This is a genomic window from Nocardioides abyssi (assembly GCF_030412915.1).
GTDB lineage: Bacteria > Actinomycetota > Actinomycetes > Propionibacteriales > Nocardioidaceae > Nocardioides > Nocardioides abyssi.
In genome coordinates this window covers 1-205 of the sequence record NZ_JAUHJR010000347.1, presented here as the reverse complement: position 1 = coordinate 205, position 205 = coordinate 1, and the positions used below count along the sequence as shown (strand labels likewise).

Annotated in this window: 1 protein-coding gene; it reads right to left on the bottom strand. The window is 74.1% G+C overall.

Annotated elements, in window-relative coordinates:
- Positions 1-205: tRNA-dihydrouridine synthase (locus tag QWY29_RS20950; protein WP_300963126.1), on the bottom strand; the 205-nt coding region annotated here is incomplete at both ends.

Sequence of the window (205 nt, the reverse complement as noted above, 5' to 3'; positions counted from 1 at the left end):
GCCGAGCACCGGGATGTCGACGGATGCCGCCAGCTCGCCGATCGCGCCCCAGTCGGCCTCACCGGAGTAGGCCTGGGCGACCGTGCGGCCGTGCAGCGCGATCGCCGCGGCGCCGGCCGCCAGGGCGATCCGGCCGGCGTCGAGGTAGGTCAGGTGGTCCTCGTCGATGCCCGTGCGGGTCTTCATCGTGACCGGGACGTCGTAC